Source organism: Streptomyces sp. WM4235 (assembly GCF_001279725.1).
In the GTDB taxonomy this organism is placed as follows: Bacteria; Actinomycetota; Actinomycetes; order Streptomycetales; family Streptomycetaceae; genus Streptomyces.
This window is the reverse complement of the sequence record NZ_LGDE01000436.1, coordinates 1-22,816: the sequence shown is the minus strand read 5'-3', so window position 1 is coordinate 22,816 and position 22,816 is coordinate 1. Positions and strand designations below refer to the sequence as shown.

The following is a 22,816-nucleotide window of genomic DNA, read 5'->3' as shown; positions in this document are numbered from 1 at the left end:
GGACCGGACCCGGACCGGACCGGCCGGACACGGGCAGTCCGGACACGGGCAGACCGGGTGCGGGCGGGCCGGATACGGGCATATGCCGCCGATTTTTCGGGGCCGGGACCGGCTGTCGGTCCGGCCCCCTAAACTCGGAAGGCGATGAGCAGCCTCTTTGACGACAGTTTCCTGGCGGACCTCTCCCCCTCCGACGAGGTCCAGCCGCCGCCCGAGGATCACGCCGCCCCGGAAGCGGGCGCGGACGACCTCTTCGGCGGCCGGTTCGACGTACCCATGAGCGGGGACTCCCACTACCGCGACGGGGCGCCCAAACCCGTCATCGACCCGGCGGCGCTCCTGGACGGACTCAACACCGAGCAGCGCGCCGCCGTGGTCCACGCGGGTTCCCCACTGCTCATCGTGGCCGGCGCCGGCTCCGGCAAGACCCGGGTCCTGACCCACCGCATCGGCCACCTGCTGGCCGCGCGCGGGGTCCACCCGGGGCAGATCCTGGCGATCACCTTCACCAACAAGGCCGCCGGCGAGATGAAGGAACGCGTCGAGGGCCTGGTGGGCCCGCGCGCGAACGCCATGTGGGTCTCGACGTTCCACAGCGCGTGCGTGCGCATCCTGCGCCGCGAGTCGAAGCGCCTCGGCTTCACCTCCTCGTTCTCGATCTACGACGCGGCCGACTCGAAGCGCCTGATGGCGCTCGTCTGCCGCGACCTGGACCTGGACCCGAAGAAGTTCCCGCCGAAGTCCTTCAACGCCAAGATCTCGAACCTCAAGAACGAGCTCATCGACGAGGACGCGTTCGCGGGCCAGGCGGCGGACGGGTTCGAGAAGACGCTGGCCCAGGCGTACGCGATGTACCAGGGACGGCTGCGCGAGGCCAACGCCCTCGACTTCGACGACATCATCATGACCACGGTGCACCTGCTCCAGGCGTTCCCGGAGGTCGCCGAGCACTACCGGCGCCGCTTCCGGCACGTCCTCGTCGACGAGTACCAGGACACCAACCACGCCCAGTACACCCTGGTGCGCGAGCTGGTCGGCACCGGCTACCCGGACCTGCCGCCCGCCGAGCTGTGCGTGGTGGGCGACGCCGACCAGTCGATCTACGCCTTCCGCGGCGCGACCATCCGCAACATCCTCCAGTTCGAGGAGGACTACGCGGACGCGACGACGATCCTGCTGGAGCAGAACTACCGCTCCACGCAGACCATCCTGTCCGCCGCCAACGCCGTCATCGAGCGCAACGAGAACCGCCGCGCGAAGAACCTGTGGACCGAGGCCGGCACCGGCGCGGTCATCACCGGCTACGTCTCGGACACCGAGCACGACGAGGCGCAGTTCGTCGCCGACGAGATCGACCGGCTGACCGACGCCGGCGACGCCAAGGCGGGCGACGTCGCGATCTTCTACCGCACGAACGCGCAGTCGCGTGTCTTCGAGGAGATCTTCATCCGCGTCGGCCTGCCCTACAAGGTCGTCGGCGGTGTCCGCTTCTACGAGCGCAAGGAGGTCCGCGACGTCCTCGCGTACCTGCGCGTCCTGGCGAACCCGGAGGACAACGTCCCCCTGCGCCGCATCCTGAACGTACCCAAGCGCGGCATCGGCGAGCGTGCCGAGGCGATGATCGACGCCCTCGCGATGCGCGAGAAGATCACCTTCCCGCAGGCGCTGCGGCGCGTGGACGAGGCCTTCGGCATGGCCGCGCGCTCGACCAACGCCGTGAAGCGGTTCAACGTGCTCATGGAGGAACTGCGGACCATCGTGGAGTCGGGCGCGGGCCCGGCGGTGGTGCTGGAAGCGGTGCTGGAGCGGACGGGCTACCTCGCGGAGCTCCAGGCCTCGACCGACCCGCAGGACGAGACGCGGATCGAGAACCTCCAGGAACTCGCCGCGGTGGCGCTGGAGTTCGAGCAGGCCCGCGCGGCCGGCCCGCAGCCCCCGGCGGCCGACGCGGGTGCCGAGGGCGGCGCCGACGCCGACGCCGATGCCCCCGCGGCCGGTCCCGGGCCCGGCACGCTGGCCGAGTTCCTGGAGCAGGTCGCGCTCGTCGCGGACTCCGACCAGATCCCCGACGAGGACACCGACGGCAGCGGCGTCATCACCTTGATGACCCTGCACACCGCCAAGGGCCTGGAGTTCCCGGTGGTCTTCCTGACCGGCATGGAGGACGGGGTCTTCCCGCACATGCGCGCGCTGGGACAGACCAAGGAACTGGAAGAGGAGCGACGCCTCGCGTACGTCGGCATCACCCGGGCGCGCGAGCGCCTCTACCTGACGCGCTCGTCGATGCGCAGCGCCTGGGGCACGCCCTCGTACAACCCGCCGTCACGCTTCCTGGAGGAGATCCCGACCGAGTACCTCCAGTGGAAGCGCACGGGCGCGACCCAGAAGCTGGCCGGACCGATGCGCAGTTCGGGCTACGGCTCGGGCTCCTCGGGCGGCTCCGGTTCCAGGAGCTCGTTCGGGACCTCGCCGGAATCGTTCCTGTCCTCGTCGCGCACGAAGTCGGGCCCCTCGGGGTTCGCCACGCGGCGCGCCTCCGACAAGCCCGTCATCACGCTGGTGGTCGGGGACCGGGTCACGCACGACCAGTTCGGGCTGGGCACGGTCATGGAGGTCAAGGGCGCCGGCGCGGACGCCCAGGCCACCATCGACTTCGGTGACGACAAGCCGAAGCGGCTGCTGCTGAGGTACGCGCCGGTACAGAAGCTCTAGCGCCGGATCAGGCAACGTGAGCCCTGTCGACGACGGCGCGCGGTCGTCGGTCGTCGGCATGGCGGTTTCGCCGGACGATGTAGCGGCGGATCATGCGGCCCTGTTCCTTGTGGTCGGCTTGGTCCGTGCCGTCGAGGGGGAAGTGGCCCAGGGCCGCGAACAGGTCCGTACGCCGCCGTAGCGGTTGTGGGTCGCCCGGCGCCGTCGGCGGTGCTCACGGTCGGGATCCTTGTACGTGCCTCCCCGGTCGGCCCACCGTCGCCCAGGGTGTGGCATCAGGTCGGGCGCATATAGGTTCATGCCATGTCATGGGTCACGCTGGTGTCCACCGTCCTTGGAGCTGTTGTCGGGCTTGGGTCGGCTTTCCTGTTGGAGCGTGTGCGTTGGGGGCGGGAACGAGACGAACGCCAACTCAGTGCGCAGAGAGACATCTACGTCGCATATCTGGCCGCCCTACACGAAGCCAATCAGGCTCTGCGCATGGTTTCGCTGGGCGGTCATCCACCGGAGGTCTCCCGCGATCTGGCGGCAAGAGCGGCGTTCCGAGAAGTCGGACTGGTGCAGGTCCGCGAGCACATAGCGCTGACCGCGTCGGAGCCGGTCGTCCTGGCAGCGGACGCCGCCTTCCAGGCCCTGCGTGCACTGCGCGATCGCATCGCCCAAGGCCAAGACGTGCACACGCCGGGCTACGAGGCAGATCTGTCGACCTACGACGACCGTCTCCGTCGCTACGCAACGCCATCCGCAAAGATCTACAGGCCGATGCACTGAGCTTCCAGATATCACTGTGACGTTCCCCTGCAGCCCCGGCGGCCTTGCCACGATCTTCCGGAACATCAGGAGTGGCTGCCCACCCAGAACCAGAACCGGTTCAGCCCGCCCGAACCAGACCAGATCAGCTGAGACGAGGATCGCAGTCCATTGCCGCCGAACCACATCGGCTGAGAAACCGAACGGCAGGACATCTCAAACGATCTGGTCACCGCAGGTCACATCCTGAGTCGCGAACCAGATCCTTTGAGACGGGACAACAACAGGGCAAACGTTGCCTGATCCGGCACCAGCGCGTACGGCGTACGGCGGACGGAGTTCGCCGGGGCGCGGCGGGACGGCCTGTGGGATCGGGTCGGCCCGTCGCTCGACCCGTACGTCCGGGCCGTGGGCGTGGGCGTGGGTGTGGCCGTGGGCGTGTGCCGGGTACGCGGATCGGACACGTGGGCCGGACCGCCCGCCGGCGGGAAGGGGCGGGCTCTAGCTCGGGTCCAGGCCGTGGCTGCGCAGCCATGCCTGGGGGTCGATCGGGGAGCCGCCGCCGGGCCTGACCTCGAAGTGCAGGTGCGGGCCGGTGGAGTTGCCCGAGTTGCCGGAGTAGGCGATCACCTCACCGGCCTTGACCTTGCCGGACCGGATCTTGGTGCTGCTCAGATGGCAGTACCAGGTCTCGGTGCCGTCGGGCGAGGTCAATATGGCCATGTTGCCGTAGGCGCTGTTGAACTGGGTGCGCACGGTGCCGTCGGTGGCGGCCATGACCGGAGTGCCGTACGAGACCGGGAAGTCGATGCCGGTGTGCACCGACATCCACATGCCGCCGGCCTGGCCGAAACCGGCGCTCAAACCGTGCTGGGCGACCGGGACGGCGAACTTGGGGCGGGCGGCCTCCTTGGCCGCGGCCTCCTCGGCGCGCTTCTTCTTCTCTTCCAACTGGCGCTCGCGGAGGTCGATGCGCTCCTGGGTGCGGCTCGCACGGTCGGCGAAGTCGCCCGCGTCGGCGCTGAGCGCGGCCAACTGCGTGTCGAGCTTGTTGTTCGCGGCGATCGGCTTCACCGAGGCCGGGTCGGGCGCCGCCATGGTGACGGGTTCCTCGGCGGGCTTCTCGGCGCCACCGGCGAGTCCGCCGACGGACGCGGCGGCGACTCCCGCCACCCCCATCACGCAGGCGGAGGGAACGGCCACCGTCAACAGGGCGGAACGCTTCGCCGGAGTGCGCCGACGGCTGCTGCCGCCCGCCCTCGCGGAATTCTTGGCGGCGCCCTTGGCGGGAGCGCCGGCGCGGCGCGTGGGCCGCGGCTCGTTCTCCGCGCGGGGCGTCACGGGCATGGCCTGGGTGGGCATGTCGTGAACGGCGCCCCGCGGCTCCGGCACGTCCTCCGGGAGCGCGTCGGTGACGGCCTCGAAGACGGCGGTGTCGGCGGCGTGCAGATCGTTGTTCGCGTACGTGTCGTTGTTCGCGTACGGATCGGCGTTCGTGTGCCGCTCGTCGTTCGCGTACGGGTCGGCGCCGGGATACGGGTCGGTGCTCGGGTACGGATCGACGACGGTGATCGGGACGACGGTGGTCGCCTCGTACGCGGGCTCGTAGGCGGCCTCGTACGAGAGGGAGTCCGCGGGGGCGGCCTGCGTGGTGTCGTGGCCGTACGCGTACGCGTATCCGCCGTCGGACTGCGACGGATAGTCCTGCACACTCGCGGTGACCGTCGCCGGGCCGGTGAGGTCGAACGTGTCGGCCCCGCCGTTCCACGCGGTGGCGTCGTACGCGCCGGTGTCCTGGGGGTAGCCGGTGAAAGTGGACCACTGGCCGGTCTGCTCCGCGCCGCCGGACTCGTAACCGAAGGACGCCGGTTGGTAGTCGGAGCCGGCGGAGGTCCAGGCGCTCGCGTCCCACTGCCCGGTGGTGTCCTCGGGGGCGCCCTGGGTGGGGACGTTCGTCAGGTAACTCTCCTGCGAGGCCCAGGCGGTGGCGTCGTACGTGCCGGTGGACTCGTACGAGCCGTAGGCGTCATAGGTGCCGGACACACCGTAGTTGTAGCCCTGGCCCTGCGTTTCGTAGGAAACGTAGGCCTGGTCACCAGCGAAAGTGGTGGTGGTAAGGCCGTCGTACCCGGTTTCGGGGTACTGGCCCGACGGGGGGCGGTCGTTCACCAACTTCTCTTTCGCCTCGGCAGTGGGGGGCCTGGGTGGCCGGTGAACTCAAGGTTCACCGGAGGAGAGCAGTGGCGCGACTGTACCCGTCGGTCACAGGCAACGACAATCTTCGGCGGAGGCCGGTATCGCGGGAACCGGGCATTCGGCCGCCTTTCGGTCGCACAAAGACGCAGCCTTGGCCTTGAGTTCGAAATGTGTTCGACTCCAGGGGCGGAATGTGCAAGACGTCCGTCTCGGCGAAACCGCCCGGTGGGGACAGTGTCGCGAGGATCGAGCGGCTCGTCGTCACCGTGCGTCAGAGCGGACTTACCAGTTCCGGTGGCTGGGGCTCGCGTTGCACCGGTTTCGTCCCGGATCCCGGTGTGTCGTGCCCCGGTTCGTCGGGGGTTCAGACGGCCAGGCTCCGACCCTCGGTCTCCGAGCCGGCGGTGCGGTCGGTGGTTCCGACGGCGGTCCCGACGACGGTGCGGTCGGCGGTGCGGTCGGTGGTTCGTGCGTGGGCCGTCAGGTCGTCGAGGGCTCGACGCACCGCGGCGATCACCGCGGGGTGAACCGCGAGAGCCAGGTGCCCGATACCGGTGACCAGCACGTTCTCCGCGTCGAGGTCCGGGTGTTCGATGCGGGCGGTCCCGGTCGGCGCCATGATCGCGTCGAACTCGCTCCAGAATGCCACGTACCGGGTCCGGCAGCCGGGCGAGGGCGCGGCGAGTTCGGCCATCACCTCGGAGTCGGGTCGCATCTGGCGGACCAGCGGGTGCGCGTCCATGAAAGGGGCCACGCGGGTGCCGGCGTGCGGGGTGCCCAACGTGACGAGTGTCCGCACCCGGGCGTCACCGCCGAGCCGCTGGACGTAGTACCGCGCGACCAGTCCACCGAGGCTGTGCCCCACGAGGTCCACGCGCTCCTGCCCGCTGCGCTCGCAGAGGTCCTCGACGCGACGGGCGAGATGGCGGGCGGTGGCGCGCAGATCCCGGGTAAAGGGCGAGTAGTTGTACGTCTCCACGCGCCGCAGGCCGTCCGCTCCGAGGGCCCTCCGCAGCAGGACGAAGATCGATCGGTTGTCGTTGAAGCCGTGCAGCAGCAGGGCGGGCGGTCGCTGCCCGCAGGCCCCGGCGGCCGGCCCGGCGGCCGGACGCTCCTCCCGCACCCCGGTGGGATACAGCAACAGGTGTCCCGTGAGTACCACGGCCTCCAGCGCGGCGGCGCGCAGGGCGGCCCCGGAGGCGATCAGGGACAGCGGCAGGGGCAGCGACAGCGACAGCGGTAAGGACAGGGCCGGCAGAGACAGGGATGCCGGAGACAGGGACCGCAGAAACAGGGACGGCAGGGCCGGGCGGGTCGGGGCGGACTCCGGGGCGACGACGTCCGGCACGGATCCCGGCACGGATCCGTGCACGGATTCCGGAACCGGCCTCGAAGCGGATTCCGGAACCGGCCTCGGTCCGGGAAGCGGTACGGGAAGTGGTCCAGGAAGTGGTCCAGGAAGTGATCCGGGTCCGGGAAGTGGGAGGGATGGCGGCGTGCTCGACAGCCCCATGAACGGCCTCCCCTGGGCCTCTTGGGTATGTGGCTGGGTACGCGGCCGTGAAGCCGATGTCGCCCCACCGCCGCGCCGGGCGGCTGACGGCGCGGTGGCGGGGCGACTCGGTGCGGTGAATCAATGGCGTCCCACGTGTGATTTCCCCCTCCTGGTTGACCGCGAAACGGCGGCGTGCGCGATGCTGTACTTAACGTTCGTTCACTCGGGAGGCAGTGCGATGGGTGTGACCGGTCCGATCCGTGTGGTGGTGGCCAAGCCGGGTCTCGACGGCCACGACCGCGGCGCCAAGGTGATCGCGCGTGCGCTGCGGGACGCGGGCATGGAGGTCATCTACACGGGCCTCCACCAGACTCCCGAGCAGATCGTCGACACCGCGATCCAGGAAGACGCCGACGCGATCGGCCTGTCGATCCTCTCGGGCGCGCACAACACGCTGTTCGCGCGCGTGCTGGAGCTCCTCAAGGAGCGCGACGCGGAAGACATCAAGGTCTTCGGCGGCGGGATCATTCCGGAGGACGACATCGCCCCCCTCAAGGCCAAGGGCGTCGCCGAGATCTTCACCCCGGGCGCCACGACGACCGCGATCGTGGACTGGGTCAACGGCAACGTGCGCCAGGGCTAGTCCGGATCATTCGGATCTTGCCGGGGCCGCAACGCCCGGCACCGGGCCCGGCGGCGTCGTCGGTCCCGTCCGGCTGGGCCTCGGCTTGCCGGGCAGGCTGCCGCAACGTCCGGCACCGGCCAGGCGGCGTTGTCGGGGCGCCCGAGTGCGTCCAGTACCCGGGGTTCCCTCCGCCTTGACCGGCACGGCACCGGACACCGCGACCCTGACCGGCAAGATCCGGAACAGAGACGCCCTGGTCCGCCCCCTTAAGGTCCCCCGGGCCCGGCACCGCACCTGATGGCGCGCTGTCGGGCGTCCGCGTACGCCCTCCGGTGGCCCCGCGTACGTTCTATGCGCGGCGCCGCCCTACGTCCTGCTGGGCGCGGCGCCGAAACCGCAGGCGCGGGTTGGGCGCGGCGCCGAAACCGCGGGCGCGGGCCCCGGCCGGCCTGACCGGGGGAGCGGGCCCTGCGGGCACCCGGGCGGTCCCCCTGCGGGCACCCGGGCGGGCACGACCTCGGAGGGCGGCCCGGCCGACTCCGCTGCGGAAGGTGCCGGGTCCTGCCCCCGCTGACCGCCCCAGCCGATCGCCGCCCCAGCCGATCGCCGCGCCCGCTGACCGCCGCGCCTGCTGACTGCCCCCGCCGATCGCCGCGCCCGCCGCCCCGCCGACCCGCCGACCGCCCCGCCCGCCGACCCGACGGGCCGGCAGGCGGGGCTTCGCTTGTCCCGTTCGCGCCGCGCCACCAAGCGGCGGGCGGCGGGCGGCGGGCGATCGGAGGGTCAGCCGGGCGGGGTCAGTTCCGCGAGCATGGCCGCGCGCACGCGCAAGGTGGCCACCAGTCTCTGAAAGGCCTCCGCCCAGTAGGCGGCCGCTCCCGGCGACGCGTCCGGCGGGTCCTGTGACGCCGCGGTCAGCGCTTCCAGCCGACCCGCTTCCGTCGGATCCAGGCAGCGTTCCGCCAGTCCCATCACCCCGCTGAAGCTCCACGGGTAGCTCCCGGCCTCCCGTGCCGTGTCCAGCGCGTCGACCACCGCCCGTCCCAGCGTCCCCGCCCACGGCACCACGCAGACCCCCAGCAACTGGAACGCCTCCGACAGCCCGTGGGCCCGGACGAACTCCGCCACCCACTCGGCCCGTTCCCCGTCGGGAAGGATCGACAGCAGCTTCGCCCGCTCGGCCAGCGACGCCGTACCCGGTCCCGCCGCCGGTGGTGCGGAGGCCGAACCGAGCAGGGCCTTCGACCACGCGGGGTCACGTTGGCGCACGGCCGCCCGGCACCAGGCCGCGTGCAGTTCCTCCGCCCAGCCCTCGGCGACCGGCAAGGCCACGATCTCCGCCGGGGTCAGCCCCCCGAAGCGGCCCCGCCAGCAGGACAGCGGCGCGGCCTCCACGAGCTGCCCCAGCCACCAGGCCCGCTCCCCGCGTCCCGCCGGCGGTCGTCTCACCACCCCGTCCCGGAGCATGCCCGCGTCGCAGTCGGCCGGCGGTTCCACCCCTTCGGGGCCCACGCAGGCCAGTGCCCGCTCCGCCATCCGGCCGGCCAGCGCGGAACCCGTCAGCGCGGACAGCAGCTCGGCCGCCGTCGCCCGGACGTTGCGACTCCGATCGCCGAGGGCCGACTCCAGGAACTCCTCGTCGGCCGGCGACAGCCCCACCCGCAGCGAATCGAGGAACATCAGCCGGTCCTCGGCCCGCTCGGTGGCCCAGGTGGTCGCCAGCAGCCGGATCGCCGCCGCCGGCTCATGAGCCCGTACGGTGCCCAACAGGGCCACCCGCTCGGCGAACAGCCCCTCCTCCCACAGGTTTTCCACCGCCTCTCGATCCGCCGCGTCGGGCAGGCCGCCGGTGTCCCCCGTCCCGCCCCGCAGCGCGAACCGCCAGTCCGGATTCAGTCGGGCCAGCCACAGGCCGCGCGCCCCGGCCAGGGCCAGGGCAGGCGGTCGCAGATCGGTCCGGGCCCGGGCCGCGTCCAACAGCGCCGGTACGAGCGCCGCCGGCGCGCGGTAACCGTGGCGTCCGGCCGCCGCCAACCACTGCGGCAACAACTCCGTCAGATCCGGGGCGGCCCCCCGCCGCCCGCCGGACCCGCCCGCGGCGGTCCGGCCCGCCAACAGCTGCGCGAGCCGTCGGCGTGCCGCGTCCGGCGGCTCGGGTCGCGGATCGTGCGCCGCCGGCTCCGGTCTCGGGGCGGCCTCGGCCGGCCGCAGCCCGGCCCGGCGCCGTACGGTCCGCACGGCCGCCGCGTCCAACAGGGCCTCCGGCGAGCCGCCCCGGCGCCGACCCGTGCCCAACAGCGCGGCGCCGACCAGCTCGTCCCACTCCTCGTGTGCCGTGTCCATGCGACCCCCTCCCTCGTGATGTCCCCGGGCTCCGGTCCCGCCCCCTCCACGGGACCGGAGCAGTACTTGGATTTGTCGCGTTAAATCGTGCTTCAGCTGGCGTGGTTGTCGTCCATCAAAGCCCCCCGGCTTTCTCGTTCACACACGACGGCGCCCCCGCGCCGCCGTTCCCTCCCCGGCGCCGACGCTCCCCCGCGTCGGTCGCCTCCTGCTCTTCCCTCCGGTCCGATCCGGGCCCCCCGGCCCGGTCAGACCAGCGGTATCGGCTCGGCCGATCCCGGCTGCCACGCCGTCAGGGGCGTGAACCCGCGATGGCCGACCTCGCCGAACACCGTCACCGGGCCCCCGCCCGACAACGCGGCCAACTGCCACAGGCCCGTTCGGGACCCGCTGCCCGACCCCGACAGGGGCACGGGCAGGGCGGACGTCCCCTCCGAGTCCGCCAGTTGCCAGCCCGCCTCGCCCGGTATCGGCACCACCGGGCCCAGGACCACCGGCCAGGACTCCAGCCAGGGATCCACCCGCAGAGCGGTCCCGTACGCCTCCAGCGCGGCAGCCATACCGATCCCGGCCGGCGCCCCGGTGCCCGGCGTCGCCGCCGAGAGGCGCTCCCCGAGGTCGACACGCAGCCCCGCGGAGCCCGGGCGGAAGCGGGCTTCCGCCTCCCACACCAGTCCGATCGGCAACGCCAATCCCGGAGGCCGCCCCGGTGGACCGAAGTCCAACACCAGTGCCGGACGACCGCTCTCCTGCCCCCGCAGCCAGATCCGGCGGGTGGTGAGCCGCCCGTCCGGGGAAACCGAGTCGTACTGGGCCAACACGAGCCAGCGATCCCTTACGACCTCGCCCTCCGCGGACACCGGCACCCCCACCCGGTTCCTCGTCGTCGCGGCCAACTGCTCCGGCAGCCCGGACACCCCCAACCAGGCCTTGTTCAGCAGGTGCAGCAGCGCGAACTCCTCAAGCATCCGGGCGGGCCAGCCGGGGCCGCAACCGGGTATTGTCCCCAACTCCCGCACCCGCGCGGCCAGTCCGGGCGCCTGAGCGTCGACCATTCGTGCCGCGGTCTCCTCCCATCCCGCGTACCCCGCCTGTTCCTGCCCGGCCAGACCGCCGTGCAGCAGATCGGTGAGCCGCCGCTCCAACTCGACGACGCCCGCGCCCACCCGGGCCGCCCTCCGTTCGGCCCGCCGGCGAGCCCCCTCCTCGTCCACCGGCCCGGCCTGCCCGGCGGACGGCCGTGCGGTCTTCTCCGCCCGCCCGGTCAACCACTCCCGCGCCCAGTCCGGCGCCGGTGCCGGGTCCCCCACCCCTTCCGCGGCCCAGACCAGCAGCAGTCCCAGCGCGTGCTTGCACGGGAACTTCCGGCTCGGACAAGAGCACTTGTACGCGGGGCCCGTCAGATCCACGACCGTCCGGTACGGCCGACTGCCGCTGCCCTCGCACAACCCCCACAGAGAACCGGAAGCGGAACCTCCGATCTGTGACCACGGACCCGCCCCACCAAGCTTTCCCCCCGCCTTTCTCGACACGTCGTCAGGAGCCAGAGCCAGTACCTGTTCCGCCGTCCAGCGGACCTCCTGCTCAGTCATGTGTCCCACCGTAGAGACCCCCACTGACAATCGCTCTGACCTGCAACAACCGTCCTTGCGAGGGCCGTTGTCAGTGGGGTGGTGCACCGTGGTCACAGCAGTCCGACGCGGCTGCCGAGCATTGGAGGGGGACCATGACCATGCCCGAGAACGGCACCGGTACCGAAGTGCTGCGCCCGCACGCCGAAGACGCCTTCGCGCACGAACTGAAAGCCTTGGCCGCAGCCGATGACCGGCCCCGCCCGAGCCGCTGGAAGCTCTCCCCGTGGGCCGTCGCGACATACCTCCTCGGCGGGGAACTGCCCGACGGCACGGTCGTCACACCCAAGTACGTCGGACCTCGGCGCATCGTCGAGGTCGCCGTCACCACGCTCGCCACCGACCGGGCCCTGCTCCTCCTCGGGGTCCCCGGCACCGCCAAGACCTGGATGTCCGAACACCTCGCCGCCGCCGTCAGCGGCGACTCCACGCTGCTTGTCCAAGGCACCGCGGGCACCCCCGAGGAGGCCATCCGGTACGGCTGGAACTACGCCCGCCTCCTGGCGCACGGCCCCAGCAGGGAAGCCCTCGTACCCAGCCCCGTCATGCGCGCCATGGCCGACGGCATGACCGCCCGCGTCGAGGAACTCACCCGCATCCCCGCCGACGTCCAGGACACCCTGATCACCGTCCTGTCCGAGAAGACACTGCCGATACCCGAACTCGGCCAGGAAGTGCAGGCCGTGGGCGGCTTCAACCTGATCGCCACCGCCAACGACCGCGACCGCGGCGTCAACGAGCTCTCCAGCGCGCTCCGCCGCCGCTTCAACACCGTCGTCCTCCCGCTGCCCGCCACCGCCGAGGCCGAGGTCGACATCGTCGCCCGACGCGTCGACCAGATGGGCCGCGCCCTCGACCTGCCGGCCGTGCCCGAGGGACTGGAGGAGATCCGCCGCGTCGTCACCGTCTTCCGCGAGCTGCGCGACGGGATCACCGGCGACGGCCGCACCAAGGTCAAATCCCCCAGCGGCACCCTGTCCACCGCCGAGGCCATCTCCGTGGTCACCGGAGGCCTGGCACTCGCCGCCCACTTCGGCGACGGCGTCCTGCGCTCCTCCGACTTGGCCGCCGGCATCCTCGGCGCCGTCGTCCGCGACCCGGCCGCCGACCGTGTCGTCTGGCAGGAGTACCTGGAGACCGTCGTCCGCGAACGCGACGGCTGGAAGGACTTCTACCGCGCCTGCCGGGAGGTGTCCTCATGAGCCCCGAGGCCGCGGGGCCCCTGCTGTTGGGCGTCCGGCACCACGGACCGGGCTCCGCCCGCGCGGTGCGGGCCGCGCTCGACGCCGCGACCCCCCGCGCGGTCCTCATCGAGGGACCACCCGAGGGCGACGCCCTGCTGCCCCTGGCCGCCGAGCCCGGGATGAGACCGCCGGTCGCGCTCCTCGCGCACGCCGCGGACGACCCCGGCAGGGCCGCGTTCTGGCCCCTCGCCGGGTTCTCCCCGGAGTGGACCGCCCTGCGCTGGGCGCAAGAACGCGACGTGCCCGTGCGGTTCATCGACCTGCCCGCCGCGCACACGCTCGCCGCCCCCCGGGATCCGCAGGCGCCCGACCCCGACGCCGTACGGATCGACCCCCTCGCCGTACTCGCCGAGACCGCCGGGTACGACGACCCCGAACGCTGGTGGGAGGACGTCGTCGAGCACCGGGGCAGCGGAGCCGTCCGGGACCCCCGCGCGACCTTCGAGGCCCTCGGCGAGGCCATGGGAGCCCTGCGCGAGGCGTACGGGGACGGCGGGCACCCGAGCGACCGGGTGCGCGAGGCCCACATGCGGCAGCGGATGCGCGCCGCCCGCAAGGAGTTCGGCGACGCCTACGCCGTGGTCTGCGGCGCCTGGCACGTCCCGGCCCTGCGCGCGAGGACCACCGCCGCCGCCGACAGGGCCCTGCTCACCGGGCTGCCCAAGGTCAAGGTGGAGACCACCTGGGTGCCCTGGACCCACCGCCGGCTCGCCCGCGCGGACGGGTACGGAGCCGGCGTGACCTCGCCCGGCTGGTACGCCCACCTCTTCGAGTCCCGTGACCGGCCCCTCGAACGCTGGCTCACCCGGGCCGCCGGACTGCTGCGGGCCGAGGACCGGCAGGTCGGCCCCGCCCACGTCATCGAGGCGGTCCGGCTCGCCGAGACCCTGGCCGTCGTGCGCGGACGCCCCGTTGCGGGCCTCACCGAGACCCTCGAAGCGGTGCGGGCGGTGATGTGCGACGGCTCCGACGTCCCCCTCGCGCTGATCGAGGACCGCCTCGTCGTCGGGGACGTTCTCGGCGAGGTCCCCGACGCCGCACCCGTCGTACCGCTCCAACGGGACCTCACCCGACGGCAGCGCGCCCTGCGGCTCAAGGTCGAGGCGCAGGAGCGGGACCTGGAACTCGACCTCCGCAAGGACACCGACACGGCCAAGTCCCTCCTGCTGCACCGGCTGCGGCTGCTCGGCATCGACTGGGGGACACCCACCGCCTCCCGGGGCAGCACCGGAACCTTCCGCGAGACCTGGCGGCTCCGCTGGGAACCGGAGCTGTCGGTACGGGTCGCGGAAGCCGGCATCTGGGGCACCACCGTCGTCGGCGCCGCCACGGCCAAGGTCGAGGCCGACGCCGTCGCGGCAACGGAGTTGGGCGAGGTCACGACCCTGGCCGAGCGGTGCCTGTCGGCCGGGCTGTCCGAGGCGCTGCCCGCCGTGCTGCGGGCCCTCGCCGACCGGGCGGCGCTCGCCACCGACGTGGCGCGGCTCGCCGAGGCCCTGCCCGCGCTCGCCCGTTCGCTGCGGTACGGGGACGTGCGCGGCACCGACGCGACGGCCCTCGGCACGGTCGCGGTCGGGCTCGCGGACCGGATCTGCGTGGCACTGCCGCCCGCCTGCGCGGCGGGCCTGGACGCCGACGGCGCGGCCGAACTGCGCGGGCACGTGGACGGGGTGCACGGCGCAATCGCCCTCCTGGAGGTGGACGGCCTGCCGGAGCGCTGGGCGACGGTGCTGCGGACGCTCGCCGGCCGCGACGGCGTGCCCGGGACGATACGGGGCCGCGCCACCCGGCTGCTGCTCGACGACGGACGGTTGCCGCCCGAGGAGACGGCGCGGCTCATGGGGCTGGCGCTCTCCCCGGCGACCGCCCCGGCCGACGCGGCGGGCTGGATCGAGGGCTTCGCGGGCGGCGGCGCGGGCGGCGGGACCCTGCTGATCCACGACGACCGGCTGCTGGGCCTGATCGACACGTGGCTGGTGTCGGTGCCGGAGGGGGCGTTCATCGACGTACTGCCCCTGCTGCGCCGAACGTTCGGGGCGTACGAGTCGGGCGTGAAGCGCACCCTGGGTGAATTGGTCCGCCGCGGCCCCGGAGACAGGTCCGGGAGGGGCCGGGCCGGTTCGGGCCCCGAGGGTTTCGCCGCCGAGCCGGATCCGATACGGGCCGACGCCGCGGCGGAGCTGGTCCGGCTGATCCTCGCGACGCCGGCGGGATGACGGCGGGATGACGGCGCCGACGGTGACGCCGGCGGGATGACAGCGCGGGCGAGAGGGACGGGGTGACGGGGGATGGCGCGATGGGGAACGGGGCGGCAGTGGGCGACGGGGCCATGGGCGACAGCGCGACGGGGAGGGCGGGGCACATGACGGCGACGGGGAACACGGCAGCGACGGAGCACATGACGACGACGGAGACCGGCACGGCGGACGCCGGCGCGACGAAGACCGGCACGGCGGACACCGGCACGACGGACACCGGCACGACGGGGACCGGCACCACGGGGACCGGCACCACGGGGACCGGCACCACGGATGCCGAGCGGCTGCGCCGGTGGCGGATGGTGCTCGGAGGGGGCGAGGGCGACGGGACCGGCCACGCCCTCGCCGGGCGGGACGCGGCGATGGAGGCCGCACTCGGCGCCCTTTACGGCAGCGCCGGCGGCGCCGGCAACGGCAAGCCGCAGGGCGAGCGCTCCGCCGGTCTCGGCGGGTCGGCGCCCCGGGTGGCCCGCTGGCTCGGGGACATCCGGACGTACTTCCCCGCTTCCGTGGTCCAGGTGATGCAGCGCGACGCGATCGAGCGCCTCGGGCTCGCGTCCCTGCTGATGGAGCCGGAGATGCTGGAGGCCGTGGAGCCGGACGTCCACCTGGTCGGCACCCTCCTCTCCCTGAACAAGGCGATGCCGGAGACGACCCGGGAGACGGCGCGGGCCGTGGTCCGCAAGGTGGTCGAGCAACTGGAGAAGCGGCTGGCGGCCCGCACCAGGGCCACGCTCACGGGCGCCCTGGACCGTTCGGCGCGGATCAGCCGCCCCCGCCACCACGACATCGACTGGGACCGGACGATCCGCGCCAACCTCAAGAACTACCTTCCCGAGCACCGCACGGTCGTCCCCGAACGGTTGATCGGATACGGCCGGGCGGCCCGGTCCGTGAAGAAGGAGGTGATCCTCTGCATCGACCAGTCCGGCTCGATGGCCGCCTCCGTCGTCTACGCCTCCGTCTTCGGCGCGGTGCTCGCCTCGATGCGGTCGATCTCCACGCGCCTCGTCGTCTTCGACACCTCCGTCGTGGACCTGACCGATCGGCTCACCGATCCGGTGGACGTCCTCTTCGGCACCCAGCTCGGCGGCGGCACGGACATCAATCGCGCCCTCGCCCACTGCCAGTCCAAGATCACCCGGCCCGCCGACACCGTCGTCGTTCTCATCAGCGACCTCTACGAGGGCGGCATCCGCGACGAGATGCTCAAGCGGGTCGCCTCCATGAAGGCGGCCGGAGTGGAGTTCGTGACCCTGCTCGCGCTGTCCGACGAGGGCGCCCCCGCCTACGACCACCAGCACGCGGCGGCGCTCGCGGCGCTCGGCGCGCCCGCCTTCGCCTGCACCCCCGACCTGTTCCCGGACGTGATGGCCGCCGCGCTGGAGAAACGGCCCCTGCCGATTCCCTGAAGCGCCTGACCACCGGTGGCCTCAGGCGGCACACCGGTGGTCCACCGTCCGTCCCACCCGCCGTCCACCCCGGCGAACACCGCCCGCTCATCCCCGGCCCATCGCGTCCGCACATCGGCAGATCACACGAACGCGCAGTTCAACCGTCAGGCGATCTGTGACAGGTATCACCGCTCAGGTGTGATCTGCGATTTAGGGACCCACGGCCCACGGGGATAACCTGCGGGACGGACATGCCGCGTCCACGGTCACCGTGTGCGCCTTCCTTGTGACAGCGCCGTCACGTTGCCCTCCGCGGCACGCCCACGCAGATAGCAGACAACCGCGAATCACTGCGAATCTTTGAAGACAAGGGACGGACGCGCGTGGACCTGTTCGAGTACCAGGCGAGGGACCTCTTCGCCAAGCACGGTGTACCGGTGCTGGCCGGTGAAGTGATCGACACGCCTGAGGCGGCGCGCGAGGCCACCGAGCGGCTGGGCGGCAAGTCGGTCGTCAAGGCGCAGGTGAAGGTCGGTGGCCGAGGCAAGGCCGGCGGCGTGAAGCTTGCCGCGACCCCGGACGAGGCCGTGGCCCGGGCGACGGACATCCTCGGGATGGACATCAAGGGCCACACGGTCCACAAGGTGATGATCGCCGAGACCGCTCCCGAGATCCTCGAGGAGTACTACGTCTCGTACCTCCTCGACCGCACCAACCGCACCTTCCTGGCCATGGCCTCGGTGCAGGGCGGCATGGACATCGAGGAGGTCGCGGAGAAGACCCCCGAGGCCCTCGCGAAGGTCCCGGTCAACGCCAACGAGGGCGTGACCATCGAGAAGGCGCGCGAGATCGTCGCGCTGGCGAAGTTCCCGGCCGCGGTCGCCGAGAAGGTCGCCGAGGTCCTCGTGACCCTGTGGGACACCTTCATCGCCGAGGACGCGCTCCTCGTCGAGGTCAACCCGCTCGCGAAGGTCGCCAACGGCGACGTCATCGCGCTCGACGGCAAGGTCTCGCTCGACGAGAACGCCGAGTTCCGCCAGCCGGGTCACGAGGAGTTCGTGGACCACGCCGCCGCGAACCCGCTTGAGGCCGCCGCCAAGGCGAAGAACCTCAACTACGTGAAGCTCGACGGCGAGGTCGGCATCATCGGCAACGGCGCGGGTCTCGTCATGAGCACCCTCGACGTGGTCGCGTACGCCGGCGAGAACCACGGCGGCGTCAAGCCCGCCAACTTCCTGGACATCGGTGGTGGCGCTTCCGCCGCCGTCATGGCCAACGGCCTGGAGATCATCCTCGGCGACCCGGACGTCAAGTCCGTGTTCGTCAACGTCTTCGGTGGCATCACCGCGTGTGACGAGGTCGCCAACGGCATCGTCCAGGCACTCCAGCTGCTGGCGGACAAGGGCGAGGCGGTCACCAAGCCGCTCGTCGTCCGCCTCGACGGCAACAACGCCGAGCTGGGTCGCAAGATCCTGTCGGACGCCAACCACCCGCTGGTGCAGCGCGTGGACACCATGGACGGCGCGGCCGACAAGGCCGCCGAGCTCGCGGCTGCGAAGTAAGGGCAGAGGTCACAGACTCACATGGCTATCTTCCTCAACAAGGACAGCAAGGTCATCGTCCAGGGCATGACCGGTGCCACGGGCATGAAGCACACCAAGCTGATGCTGGCTGACGGCACCAACATCGTCGGCGGCGTGAACCCGCGCAAGGCCGGCACCACCGTCGACTTCGACGGCACCGAGGTACCGGTCTTCGGTTCCGTCGCCGAGGCGATGGAGAAGACGGGCGCCAACGTCTCCGTCCTCTTCGTCCCGCCGGCCTTCGCCAAGGCCGCCGTCGTCGAGGCCATCGACGCCGAGATCCCGCTGGCCGTCGTCATCACCGAGGGCATCGCGGTGCACGACTCCGCCGCCTTCTGGGCGTACGCGACCGCCAAGGGCAACACCACGCGGATCATCGGCCCGAACTGCCCGGGTCTGATCACCCCCGGCCAGTCCAACGCCGGCATCATCCCGGGCGACATCACCAAGCCCGGCCGCATCGGTCTCGTGTCCAAGTCCGGCACGCTGACCTACCAGATGATGTACGAACTCCGTGACCTCGGCTTCTCCTCCGCCGTCGGCATCGGTGGCGACCCGGTCATCGGTACCACGCACATCGACGCCCTCGCGGCGTTCGAGGCGGACCCCGACACCGACCTGATCGTCATGATCGGCGAGATCGGCGGCGACGCCGAGGAGCGTGCGGCGGACTTCATCGCGAAGAACGTCACCAAGCCGGTCGTCGGTTACGTCGCGGGCTTCACCGCCCCCGAGGGCAAGACCATGGGCCACGCCGGCGCCATCGTCTCCGGTTCTTCCGGCACCGCACAGGCCAAGAAGGAAGCCCTCGAGGCCGCGGGCGTGAAGGTCGGCAAGACGCCGACCGAGACCGCCAAGCTGGCGCGCGAGATCCTGAACGCCGCTCAGTAGGCAGTCGCTGTACGCGTGTACGGGCGTGGCCCGCACCCTTCGGGGCGCGGGCCACGCCCGTTTCGCGTGGTGCCGTCGGCCGTCACCCCACCGTGGGCGTGAGGCGGTCGGGCCGGGCGGCCGGGTGGAAGCGCAGCGTGTCGTGGAGTTCCTTGCTCCGCTCGGTGAGCGCCTGCGGGCCGCTGTGCGGGGGCACCCCGGTGACGTTCGCGCCGGGGGAGACCGGAGGCTCGTACCGGGTGGGGGCGGTCGTCAGCGTGTACGCCGTCGCCACCGCGATCACGGCGGTCAGGCCGATCGCGGCGCGGGACCACAACCGGGCCCGGCGCTCGCACGCCACGCGCACGACGGACGCCTCGCGCGGCTCCAGCCGTACGGGCGGGCGGACCGCGCCCAGGCGCTCGCGCAACAGGGCGGAGTGCCGCTCCGGCGGCGCGGCGGCCAACTCGGGGATCCGGTCGGCGAGGTCGGCGTGCGCGTGGAGCAACCGGATGCCGGTGGTGGGGGTGGTGGCCTCGGTCTCGGCGGCCGTGTCGGGCAGGTCGAGGCCGACCCCGTCGTAGAGCAGCACCGTGCGCCGGTGCGTGGTGGGGAGCGCCAGCATCGCGTCCATCAGGATCCGGTCCGCGGGCTCGGCCGGGGCCTGGTCGGGGTTGCGGTGGGCGCGTCGCAGTCGCTGCCAGGGGGACAGGGCGTGCTCGTACGCGGCCGCGCGCACCCAGCCCACCGGATCCGGGTCGGTGGCGACCTCGGGCCAGCGCTCCCAGGCGTTCTGGAACGCCCGCTCGACGGCCTCCAGGGAGAGGGCGCGGCGGCCGGTGAGCAAGTACGTCTGGCGTGCCAGGGCGGGGGCGGCGTACGCGTAGAGCGCGTCGAAGGCCTGGGCGGGGGTGAGGGCGGATCCCGGAGCCGGGGCCGCCTCGGCCGCGGGTTCCTTCTCGGTCTCGACCTCCCCGGCCCGGTCCGCGTCGGTCCTGTCCGCCTCGGGCTCGCCCGTCTCGGCCCTGCCCGCCTCTTGCCTGTCGGCTCCGGCTCCGGTCGTGTCCGGCGGGACCTCGGCCGGCGTCTCCTTGCCCGTCGTGGCCGTGTCCGTCGTGGCCGTGTCCGTCGTGGTCCCGTCCGCCTCGGCCTCGACCCGGTCCTCGACCTTGTCGGCGACCTTGTCCGCAGGTGCCGCCTCGACCTCCTCGGCCGGCGTGTCGGACCGGTTCCGGCCCCCCGACGTCGCGGGGGCGGGAGGGGGTTCCGCGCCGCCGGGGTGGCCGCCGCCCGCGCCGGAGCCGGATCTCACCGGGGTCTTGGACTCGTGGCGAGCCAAGGAGGCCGCCGGCTTGGCGGCGCGCTTCGCGGCGCCCTTGGATCGGTTCGGGCGGCCGGCGGGGCGTGCCTGACCGCCGGCGGCGAAGGCGCGCACGGCGCCGGCCATGCGCCGGGCGGGTTCGGAGGCGGGCGTGGGGCCCGCCTCGGTATCCGCTTCCGCGTCGGACCCGCCGTCCGCCTCCGGGGGCGGGGCGTGGGTGGCGCCCACGGCCGTCGCGGCCCGCGCCGTCGTCGCTGCGGGAGCCGCCGGTCCGGCCGGTCCGGCCGCTTCAGCCGGTTCGGTCGGTTCGGTCGGTTCGGTCGGGGGTGCGGCGGACGCGGTCTGCTCGGCGGCGAGGCGGGCGAGGTGGGCGAGCAGCTTGGCGTACGCCTCGCGCTTGCGACCGCGCGGGCCCGTGCGGCCGTTCTCCCAGGAGCGCGCCGTGTTCGTGGTGACGCCCAGGGTCGACGCGAGGTCCTCGTGCGTCAGCTCGGCGATTTCACGCAGCCTGCGGCGCTCCTTGGGGGAGGGGAGATCGGTCTCCCCGGTGGCGGAGGCCGTCTCGACGTCCTGTGTCATGCCACACTCCCCGCGACCCGGCAGTCCTGCGCGAAAAAGTACATAAAACGTATATTGAGCGACACCACGGACATTCGCCTGTTACCCGCCCATAGCGCGTGTCGTTGGCACCATGGCGGGGTGACCCAAGTGACCGAACGCGGGACCCTGTTGCCGACGGCCCCGCGGGCCGCCGCGCGGCGCCGTTCACCGGCCGCCGCCGCCTGTGTGCTGGGCGGCGCGGTGGCCGCCGGACTGGGGCTCGGCTTCCTGGCCGTGCTCGTGATCGTGCTGTGGATCAGCTCCCCCTACCCCGACAGCGGCCCCGGCGGCGCGCTGCACCTCGCCGCGGGCCTGTGGCTGCTGGCCCACGGGACGGAACTCGTCCGCTACGACACTCTTTCCGGTGTACCGGCGCCCGTCGGAGTGACCCCGCTGCTCCTGGTGGCGCTGCCGGTGCTGCTGATGCGGCGGGCCGCGCGCCTCGGCAGCGCCTCGGGCGACGGCTCCATGGACGACGAGGTACTGCCGCCGAGCGTGGTCTTCTCGGCCGTGACCTGCGGATACCTGACCGTCGGAGCGATGGCCACCGTGTACGCGGCGGGCGGCCCGATGCCGGCCGATCCGCTGAGCGCCGCCTGGCACGTGCCGCTGGTCGCCGTACTGGCCGCCGCCGGCGGAGTGTGGGAGGCCCGGGGCAGGCCGCCGGTGACGCTCCCGCCCTGGGCACCGGGATGGGCGGCCAAGGGCGTACGAACGGCAATCGCGCGCCCCCGCTACGCGCTGGCCCTGCGCTCCGGCGCGGCCGGGACGCTCGTCCTCCTGGGCGGGGGAATCCTGCTCGTCGGAGCCTCGCTGGCCTGGCACGGCCCGGAGGTCCAGGGATCCTTCCTCGCGCTGACCGGAGTGTGGTCGGGACGGTTCGCGGTCCTGCTGCTCGCGCTCACCCTGATCCCGAACGCGATGGTGTGGGGCGCGGCGTACGGACTGGGGCCCGGCTTCGCGCTGGGCACCGGCGCGACCGCCACACCGCTCGGCTTCGGGGGATCGCCCGCGCTGCCGAGGTTCCCGTTGCTCGCGGCCCTGCCACCGGAAGGCTCCGGAACGCCACTGACCTGGGCGGCGGTCGCGGTACCGGTGGCCGCGGGACTGGGCGTCGGCTGGTTCGCGGTGCGGCGGGCGCGGGAGGTCTCGTACGGGGAGACCGCGGTCACCGCCGCGCTGGGGTCGGTGGTGTGCGGGCTCGCGATGGCCGGGCTCGCGGCGGCGGCGGCCGGACCGATGGGCGCGGCGGCCCTGGCGAGCTTCGGGCCGGTGTGGTGGCAGGTCGGCGCCGCGGCCACGGGATGGACGCTGGCGCTGGCGGTGCCGCTGGCCGTGGCGGTGCACGCCTGGCGGACGCGGCCCGTGCGGGGGGCCGCGGGCGCGGCCGACGAATGGCACGACTCCGGGGTACGGGAACTGCGCTGGGCGGCGCTTCGGCGGGCGGCCACGCCGATGGTTCCCGTGGGGGTGGATTCCGTGGCCGCGGCTCCGGTGGCGGCTCCGGTGACGGGGGCGGGGGCCTCGACCCCGCCGGTGGTCTCCGTGGCGCCGGTGGCGGCGGTGGCGCCGGTCGTTGCGGTGGGGCCGGGGGCCGGGCCGGAAGAGCCAGCGGCCGTGGCGGAAGGGGCCGCGCCGCTGCTTCCCGGGGTGGCCGGGGCCCGTGTCCTGTCGCGGAAGCCGTCGGAGTAGTCGTCACGGTGACGGCGTCGTCGCTGCCGGCCCCGGCCGCGCCGGGCGCCTCAAACGCGGGCGGGGCTGGGATGGCAGGGCGGGGCCGGGATGGTGCGGCGG

The 22,816-nt window shown here is 72.8% G+C and carries 14 protein-coding genes and 1 pseudogene; 9 read left to right on the top strand and 6 right to left on the bottom strand.

All coding sequences use genetic code 11. From position 1 onward, the window contains the following. Positions 1 to 144: 144 nt before the first annotated feature. Positions 145 to 2,712, top strand: a complete 2,568-nt coding sequence (gene pcrA / locus ADK55_RS27765) for a DNA helicase PcrA (protein ID WP_053682560.1) — start codon at positions 145 to 147, stop codon at positions 2,710 to 2,712. 7 nt (positions 2,713 to 2,719) lie between these two features. Here pcrA and ADK55_RS40780 read toward each other — a convergent pair. Further along, a pseudogene (locus ADK55_RS40780) lies at positions 2,720 to 3,012 on the bottom strand (hypothetical protein); the annotation flags it as partial. A 3-nt stretch (positions 3,013 to 3,015) separates the two neighbouring features. On the opposite strand from ADK55_RS40780, the gene ADK55_RS38820 reads away from it, so the two are divergent. Beyond that, positions 3,016 to 3,483, top strand: a complete 468-nt coding sequence (locus ADK55_RS38820; RefSeq protein WP_159041572.1) for a hypothetical protein — start codon at positions 3,016 to 3,018, stop codon at positions 3,481 to 3,483. A gap of 480 nt (positions 3,484 to 3,963) precedes the next feature. On the opposite strand, the gene ADK55_RS27755 is transcribed toward ADK55_RS38820, so the two are convergent. After that, entirely contained in the window at positions 3,964 to 5,631 is a 1,668-nt protein-coding gene (locus ADK55_RS27755) for a M23 family metallopeptidase (protein ID WP_063839635.1), read from the bottom strand. A gap of 391 nt (positions 5,632 to 6,022) precedes the next feature. After that, the gene (locus tag ADK55_RS27750; RefSeq protein WP_234350284.1) at positions 6,023 to 6,895 is read right to left on the bottom strand and encodes an esterase/lipase family protein; all 873 of its coding nucleotides are present in this window, start codon (positions 6,893 to 6,895) and stop codon (positions 6,023 to 6,025) included. Between the two features lie 496 nt (positions 6,896 to 7,391). On the opposite strand from ADK55_RS27750, the gene ADK55_RS27745 reads away from it, so the two are divergent. Continuing rightward, a complete protein-coding gene (locus ADK55_RS27745) occupies positions 7,392 to 7,796 on the top strand; it encodes a cobalamin B12-binding domain-containing protein (RefSeq protein ID WP_053682557.1) in 405 nt (134 codons plus the stop codon). 765 nt (positions 7,797 to 8,561) lie between these two features. Here ADK55_RS27745 and ADK55_RS27740 read toward each other — a convergent pair. Beyond that, entirely contained in the window at positions 8,562 to 10,121 is a 1,560-nt protein-coding gene (locus ADK55_RS27740) for a DUF5691 domain-containing protein (RefSeq protein ID WP_053682556.1), read from the bottom strand. Positions 10,122 to 10,369: 248 nt separating this feature from the next. Then, a complete protein-coding gene (locus ADK55_RS27735; protein ID WP_053682555.1) occupies positions 10,370 to 11,713 on the bottom strand; it encodes an SWIM zinc finger family protein in 1,344 nt (447 codons plus the stop codon). A 134-nt stretch (positions 11,714 to 11,847) separates the two neighbouring features. On the opposite strand from ADK55_RS27735, the gene ADK55_RS27730 reads away from it, so the two are divergent. The 5 genes from ADK55_RS27730 to sucD all read left to right on the top strand — a co-directional run bounded on the left by ADK55_RS27730 (position 11,848) and on the right by sucD (position 19,122). Then, entirely contained in the window at positions 11,848 to 12,954 is a 1,107-nt protein-coding gene (locus ADK55_RS27730) for an ATP-binding protein (protein WP_053682554.1), read from the top strand. Next, positions 12,951 to 15,212, top strand: a complete 2,262-nt coding sequence (locus ADK55_RS27725) for a DUF5682 family protein (RefSeq protein WP_053682553.1) — start codon at positions 12,951 to 12,953, stop codon at positions 15,210 to 15,212. Before ADK55_RS27730 ends, ADK55_RS27725 begins: the two co-directional genes overlap by 4 nt. A 182-nt stretch (positions 15,213 to 15,394) precedes the next feature. Then, on the top strand, positions 15,395 to 16,666 hold the full coding sequence (locus ADK55_RS27720; protein WP_420713691.1) for a VWA domain-containing protein: 1,272 nt from the start codon (positions 15,395 to 15,397) through the stop codon (positions 16,664 to 16,666). Positions 16,667 to 17,031: 365 nt separating this feature from the next. Next, positions 17,032 to 18,210: an ADP-forming succinate--CoA ligase subunit beta gene (sucC, locus tag ADK55_RS27715; protein ID WP_053682552.1), complete on the top strand. Its 1,179-nt coding sequence runs from the start codon at positions 17,032 to 17,034 to the stop codon at positions 18,208 to 18,210. Between the two features lie 21 nt (positions 18,211 to 18,231). Then, positions 18,232 to 19,122, top strand: a complete 891-nt coding sequence (gene sucD / locus ADK55_RS27710) for a succinate--CoA ligase subunit alpha (protein ID WP_053682551.1) — start codon at positions 18,232 to 18,234, stop codon at positions 19,120 to 19,122. Positions 19,123 to 19,204: 82 nt separating this feature from the next. Here the strand turns inward: sucD and ADK55_RS27705 are convergent, their stop codons facing one another. Next, positions 19,205 to 21,001, bottom strand: a complete 1,797-nt coding sequence (locus tag ADK55_RS27705) for a transcriptional regulator (protein ID WP_053682550.1) — start codon at positions 20,999 to 21,001, stop codon at positions 19,205 to 19,207. 120 nt (positions 21,002 to 21,121) lie between these two features. Here ADK55_RS27705 and ADK55_RS40565 point away from each other — a divergent pair, with 120 nt between their 5' ends. Beyond that, positions 21,122 to 22,714 carry a DUF6350 family protein gene (locus ADK55_RS40565; RefSeq protein WP_159041571.1) on the top strand — a complete coding sequence of 531 codons (1,593 nt, stop codon included), beginning with the start codon at positions 21,122 to 21,124 and terminating at the stop codon, positions 22,712 to 22,714. The last annotated feature ends 102 nt before the right edge of the window (positions 22,715 to 22,816 follow it).